We start from the raw sequence: 5,201 nt of genomic DNA on the forward strand, positions 1-5,201 counted from the left end.
GGTCGGGCCGCGAGGGTGGCCGCCGTCCTAGCAAGATCGAACGCGGAGACCAAACCGGGCGGCGTCACTTCGCGTTGCCCATTGCAACGATCATGTTCTAAGCCGACGCCATGTCCGCTTTCGCCGCCGCCAAGACCAAGGTCTCCAACTGGTTGTTTCACCAGGCCCTGCCGTTGTGGGCCGAACAGGGCGTGGACGGCCAGGGGCGGTTCTTCGAACAGCTGGATTTCGAAGGTCGGGCGCGGACCGGACTGCGCCGACGCACCCGGGTTCAGGCGCGTCAGATCTATGTCTTCTGCGAAGCCGCCGCCCTGGGATGGGCGCCGGGGCGCGCGGTGGCCCAGGCCGGTCTGGACCGGATGATCGCCGCCTGTCCCCGCGACGATGGCCTGTGGGTCGCGGCGACCGATGACGCGGGCGCGGTCGTGGACGAGACGCCGGACCTTTATGATCTGGCCTTCGTGCTCTTCGCCCTGGCGGCCGCGCATCGGGTGCTGGGCGACGACCGGGCCCGGCCCCTGGCGCTGGAGACCCTGGGGGCGATCAATCGGTTGATGGCGGCCCCGCACGGCGGCTGGCATGAGGCCCTGCCGCCGAGTCTGCCGCGTCGCCAGAACCCGCACATGCACCTGCTGGAGGCCATGCTGGCCTGGCAGGCGACGGCGCCCGACCCGGTCTTCGAGACGGCGGCGCGCATGGCGCTGGACCTATGCCGCGACCGTTTCCTGATCGACGGCGCGATCCGCGAGTATTTCACCGAGGATTGGCGACCGGATCCGGCCGTCGGGCATATCGTCGAACCCGGCCATTTCGAGGAATGGGCCTGGCTGTTGCGTCAGGCTGAAATCGCCGGTCTCGACGCCGGCCCAGGCCTGGACCAGGCGGCGGAGGCCCTGCATCGCCGCGCCGTCGCCCAGGGGCTCAAGGCCGGCTTCATGATCCGCGAGATGGACGCCGACGGTGCGCCGACCCACGCCGGACGCCGTCTGTGGGCTCAGACGGAGGCTGTCCGCACCGCCCTGACCTTCGGGGACGCCGCCGCCGCAGACCTGATCGAGGCGACCTTCGCCACCCATCTGGCGACGGCCGTTCCCGGCCTGTGGGTCGACAGCTATGAGGCGGACGGGACGTCGTCGGACAAGGCCGCGCCCGCCTCCAGCCTGTATCACCTGATGACCGCCTTTTCCGAACTGCTGAGACACGACGCATGACCGGTTTGCCCGCCGTCTTTCTGGATCGCGACGGAGTCCTGATCGAGGACTCCGGCTATCCCCATCTGCCCGAACATCTGAAACTGATCCCGGGCGCGACGGCGGCGGTGCGGCGGTTGAACCGGCTGGGCTATCTGGCGGTGATCGTCACCAACCAGTCGGGCGTGGCGCGCGGTATGTTCGACGAGGCCCAGATGAACGGGTTCAACGCCCTGCTGGTCAAACGCATGGCCCAGGACGGGGCTGTGATCGGGGCGGTCTACGCCTGCCCCTTCCATCCGGAGGCGCGAGACGAACGCTATCGCCATCCCGACCATCCCGACCGCAAACCCAATCCCGGCATGCTGCTGCGGGCCATGGCCGATCACGACATCGATCCGGCGAAGTCCTTCATGATCGGCGACCAGCCGCGCGACATCGAGGCGGCGCAGCGGGCGGGCGTGTCGGGCTTCCTGTTCCAGGGCGGCGACCTGGACGTCTTCGTGCGTGAACTGATCGGCGCCTGACCATCGCAATTCTTCGTGCGGTGAATTAGTTTCCTCCTTCTTGGTTGAAGGAGCGCCCCGTGACCCTCGTCGCCGCCTATGTCGAACGTCGCTGGAAATCCCCGGACGGTCTGGACCTGTTCGCGCGCGATTATGCGCCGGGGCCCGGCGTCGCGCGTCCGCCGATCATCGCCATTCACGGCCTGACCCGTAACAGCGCCGACTTCGGCGCTCTCGCGCCTTTTCTGGCCCAGAGCGGACGGCGCGTCCTGGCCGTCGATGTGCGCGGGCGCGGCCTGTCGGATCGTGCGTCCGACCCGATGACCTACCGGCCCGATGTCTATGCGAAGGATATGCTGGCCCTGATGGATCAGGCGGCGATCGACCGCGCCGTCTTCGTCGGCACCTCGATGGGCGGGCTGATCACCATGGCCCTGACGGCCCTGAAGCCCCGGGCGGTGGTCGCCGCCATATTGAACGACATCGGTCCCGAGGTGGCGCCCGAAGGCCTGGCGCGCATCGCGTCCTACAGCGGCCAGCCCGTCGAGATCGGCTCATGGGCCGATGCGGCGGCCTATGCGAAACGAATCAACGGGGTCGCCTTTCCCCACTATTCCGACGCCGATTGGGACGGGTTCGCGCGGCGCATCTTCCGCCAGCAGCCGGACGGGGAGATCGAACTGGACTATGATCCGGACATCTCGGTTCCGATCCGGGCGGCGGGGGCCAAGGCCCTGGTTCCCAACCTGTGGCCCATGTTCCGGCGTCTGGCGAAGACCAAGCCGACCCTGCTGGTGCGGGGTGGGGAGTCCGACCTTCTCAGCCCCGCCATCGCCGAGAAGATGAAGAAGGCCGCGCCGGCCATGGCCTATGTCGAGGTCCCCGGCGTCGGCCACGCCCCGATGCTGGACGAAGCCGAGGCCAAGGCGGCGATCTTCGAATTCCTGGCGGACGTGGATTAATCCTTCGTCGGATCGACCTGGCTGGCGTCGCCATAGGTCAGGGCCAAGAAGACGTCTTCCAGGTCCGGGTCCTCGGTGGTGATGTCGGCGATGGTCACGCCGGCGGCGCGGACGGCGTTGATGACCTGTTCCACCGACGATTGCCCCTTCTTGTAGGTCACGGCGAAGGCGCCGCCGGGACGGGGCGTGACCTGGAAGCCGTCCAGAACCGGGGGCGTCGCCTGGGGCGTCTCGGGCGTGACGACCACATTGCGGCTGTCCAGACGGCGCAGCAGTTGCGGCGTCGGCTCGCAGGCCACCACCTGGCCCCGGTTGACGATGGCGATTGTGTCGCAGAGCTCCTGCGCCTCTTCCAGATAGTGGGTGGTCAGGACGATGGTCACACCCTCGGCGTTGATCTGGCGCACATAGGCCCACAGCTGGCGGCGCAGTTCGACATCCACCCCCGCTGTCGGCTCGTCCAGGATCAGGATAGGCGGATTGTGAACCAGGGCCTTGGCCACCATCAGGCGGCGCTTCATTCCGCCCGACAGGGCGCGGACGTAGGCGTTGGCCTTGTCCGACAGGCCCAGCGCCGCCAGCAGTTCGTCCGAGCGGCGTTCATTCTTCGGCACGCCGTAGAAGCCGGCCTGGACCTCCAGCGACTCGCGTGGGGTGAAGAAGACGTCGGCGACGATTTCCTGCGGGACAACGCCCAGGGCCGCGGCGGCGTCGCGCGGCTCCTTGTCGATATCGCGGCCCCAGATGGTCACCGTGCCTTCCGACTTCTTGACCACTCCGGCCAGGATGTTGATCAGGGTCGATTTTCCGGCGCCGTTGGGCCCCAGAAGTCCGAACACCGAACCGCGGGGAATGATCAGATCGACCCCGCGCAGGGCCGTCTTGGGCGCCGACTTCTTGGAGCCGGCGTAGGTCTTCTTCAGCCCGCGCACCTCGATGGCGTTGTCGGGCAGGGTCGTCGCATCGGTCATTCGGGGCGCTTTGATCGAGAAATCGGGTCGCGCGGCGGTTTGACGCCGCCGGACGGGCCGCATAGGTATGCGCCCGACGCCTCCTCGCCAAGATACGAGCCGAATAATGCCGCCCCGCCATCCCGACGCGATCATCCCTCCGCCCGAAGAAGTCGTGGTTTCGACCAAGCGCGTCGCCTGCGACGGCGGCGGCGGCGCCCTCGGCCATCCGCTGGTCTATATGGACATGGGCGAGGACGACTTCATCGAGTGCGGCTATTGCGACCGCCGCTTCGTCCTGTCGGCCGATCCGCACGACGAGAGCGAATATCTGAGCCCCGCCGCCCGCGCGCCCGAGGCCCATTGAATACAGGCCCGCTGAGCCTGTCACCTCAGTTGAATCGTGGTTTCGCCATCTGGCGGCTATAGAGGGCGTCAACCGCGCCTCCCGGACGGAGACACACGCTTGCGTTATCTGCACACCATGGTCCGCGTACAGGACCTCGACGCCTCGTTGCATTTCTATTGCGATCTGTTGGGCCTGCAGGAGGTGCGACGCACCGAGAACGAGAAGGGCCGTTTCACCCTGGTCTTCCTGGCGGCGCCCAAGAATCTGGAACAGTCGGCGGCGGAATGCGCCCCCGAGGTCGAACTGACCTTCAACTGGGATCCGGAAACCTATCAGGGCGGCCGCAACTTCGGCCATCTGGCCTACAAGGTCGATGACATCTACGCCGCCTGCCAAAGGCTGATGGATGGCGGAGTGGTGATCAATCGTCCGCCGCGCGACGGCAATATGGCCTTTGTCCGGTCGCCGGACGGTATTTCGATCGAACTGCTGCAGGAAGGCGAGCCCCTGGCCCCTGCCGAGCCCTGGGCCTCCATGGACAATACCGGAACATGGTGATGCGTCACCTCGCACTGGTATCGACGGCGGCCCTGGCGTTGTCGGCCTGCGCCTCGACCACCGAGACCTATATCGGCCGCACCGCGACCGAACAGCTGCTGATGGCGCGGGCGTCGGACAAGGCGGTGGAGGGTTTGTCCCTGCCCCTGCCGACGGCGGCGTCGATCTTCGTCGATGAGTCCTATTTCCAGGGCGAGGGCTCGCGCTACGCCATCAGCGCCATTCGCGCCGCCCTGTCTGACGCCGGATACCGCCTGGCGCGCAACAAGGACGAATCCGACGCTGTGTTCGAGATCCGGCCGGGCGCCCTGTCGCTGGAACAGATGCGCCGCGTCTTCGGTCTTCCGGAAATGCGGATTCCCATCAACGAGACCCTGAACGTCGTCTCGCTGCCGGAACTTTCGGTCTACAGCAATCGCGACCGGGTGGGCGTCGCCGAGTTTTCCGGCTTCCTGTACGAGGCCAAGACCGGGGCTCCCCTGGGCGCGGTCCTGCCCATGATCGGCGAGTACAGGATCCGCAGTCACAAGCTGCTGATGATCGTCAGCTGGGGTCAGCAACAGGCCCAGCCGGGACGGCGCGACCCTGGATCCAGCTGGACCGAATTCTGACGGCTGACGCGGCGGCTCCGGCCGCCTATGTTCCGGCCATGACCGACGCCTCCGCTCCCCAGACCGCCCCCGAAC

The 5,201-nt window shown here is 67.1% G+C and carries 7 protein-coding genes; 6 read left to right on the plus strand and 1 reads right to left on the minus strand.

Annotated elements, in window-relative coordinates; translation table 11 throughout:
* Positions 1-110: 110 nt before the first annotated feature.
* The 3 genes from ER13_RS15960 to ER13_RS15970 are packed head-to-tail and all read left to right on the plus strand — an operon-like array spanning position 111 to position 2,658.
* Positions 111-1,211, plus strand: coding sequence for an AGE family epimerase/isomerase (locus tag ER13_RS15960; RefSeq protein WP_035310858.1), 1,101 nt, complete (start codon positions 111-113; stop codon positions 1,209-1,211).
* On the plus strand, positions 1,208-1,717 hold the full coding sequence (locus tag ER13_RS15965) for an HAD-IIIA family hydrolase (protein WP_008263644.1): 510 nt from the start codon (positions 1,208-1,210) through the stop codon (positions 1,715-1,717). Before ER13_RS15960 ends, ER13_RS15965 begins: the two co-directional genes overlap by 4 nt.
* Positions 1,718-1,776: 59 nt before the next feature.
* Positions 1,777-2,658, plus strand: a complete 882-nt coding sequence (locus ER13_RS15970) for an alpha/beta fold hydrolase (protein ID WP_008264277.1) — start codon at positions 1,777-1,779, stop codon at positions 2,656-2,658.
* Here ER13_RS15970 and ER13_RS15975 read toward each other — a convergent pair.
* Positions 2,655-3,629, minus strand: coding sequence for an ABC transporter ATP-binding protein (locus ER13_RS15975; protein WP_008264330.1), 975 nt, complete (start codon positions 3,627-3,629; stop codon positions 2,655-2,657). The genes ER13_RS15970 and ER13_RS15975 overlap by 4 nt on opposite strands.
* Positions 3,630-3,735: 106 nt before the next feature.
* On the opposite strand from ER13_RS15975, the gene ER13_RS15980 reads away from it, so the two are divergent.
* From ER13_RS15980 to ER13_RS15990, 3 genes are all read left to right on the plus strand, one after another.
* Complete coding sequence (locus ER13_RS15980; protein WP_008263386.1) at positions 3,736-3,975, plus strand: zinc-finger domain-containing protein; 240 nt, start codon at positions 3,736-3,738, stop codon at positions 3,973-3,975.
* Positions 3,976-4,074: 99 nt separating this feature from the next.
* On the plus strand, positions 4,075-4,515 hold the full coding sequence (locus tag ER13_RS15985) for a VOC family protein (RefSeq protein ID WP_008259598.1): 441 nt from the start codon (positions 4,075-4,077) through the stop codon (positions 4,513-4,515).
* The gene (locus tag ER13_RS15990) at positions 4,515-5,126 is read left to right on the plus strand and encodes a DUF6655 family protein (protein WP_230307713.1); all 612 of its coding nucleotides are present in this window, start codon (positions 4,515-4,517) and stop codon (positions 5,124-5,126) included. Before ER13_RS15985 ends, ER13_RS15990 begins: the two co-directional genes overlap by 1 nt.
* The last annotated feature ends 75 nt before the right edge of the window (positions 5,127-5,201 follow it).

Source organism: Brevundimonas sp. EAKA, from assembly GCF_000698025.1.
Classification (GTDB): Bacteria; Pseudomonadota; Alphaproteobacteria; order Caulobacterales; family Caulobacteraceae; genus Brevundimonas; species Brevundimonas mediterranea_A.

Bases quoted from the DNA above. Each gene is read 5' to 3' on its own strand.
- ER13_RS15980 (WP_008263386.1), top strand. From the start codon at position 3,736: ATGCCGCCCCGCCATCCCGACGCGATCATCCCTCCGCCCGAAGAAGTC.
- ER13_RS15975 (WP_008264330.1), bottom strand. From the start codon at position 3,629: ATGACCGATGCGACGACCCTGCCCGACAACGCCATCGAGGTGCGCGGG.
- ER13_RS15960 (WP_035310858.1), top strand. From the start codon at position 111: ATGTCCGCTTTCGCCGCCGCCAAGACCAAGGTCTCCAACTGGTTGTTT.
- ER13_RS15990 (WP_230307713.1), top strand. From the start codon at position 4,515: ATGCGTCACCTCGCACTGGTATCGACGGCGGCCCTGGCGTTGTCGGCC.
- ER13_RS15965 (WP_008263644.1), top strand. From the start codon at position 1,208: ATGACCGGTTTGCCCGCCGTCTTTCTGGATCGCGACGGAGTCCTGATC.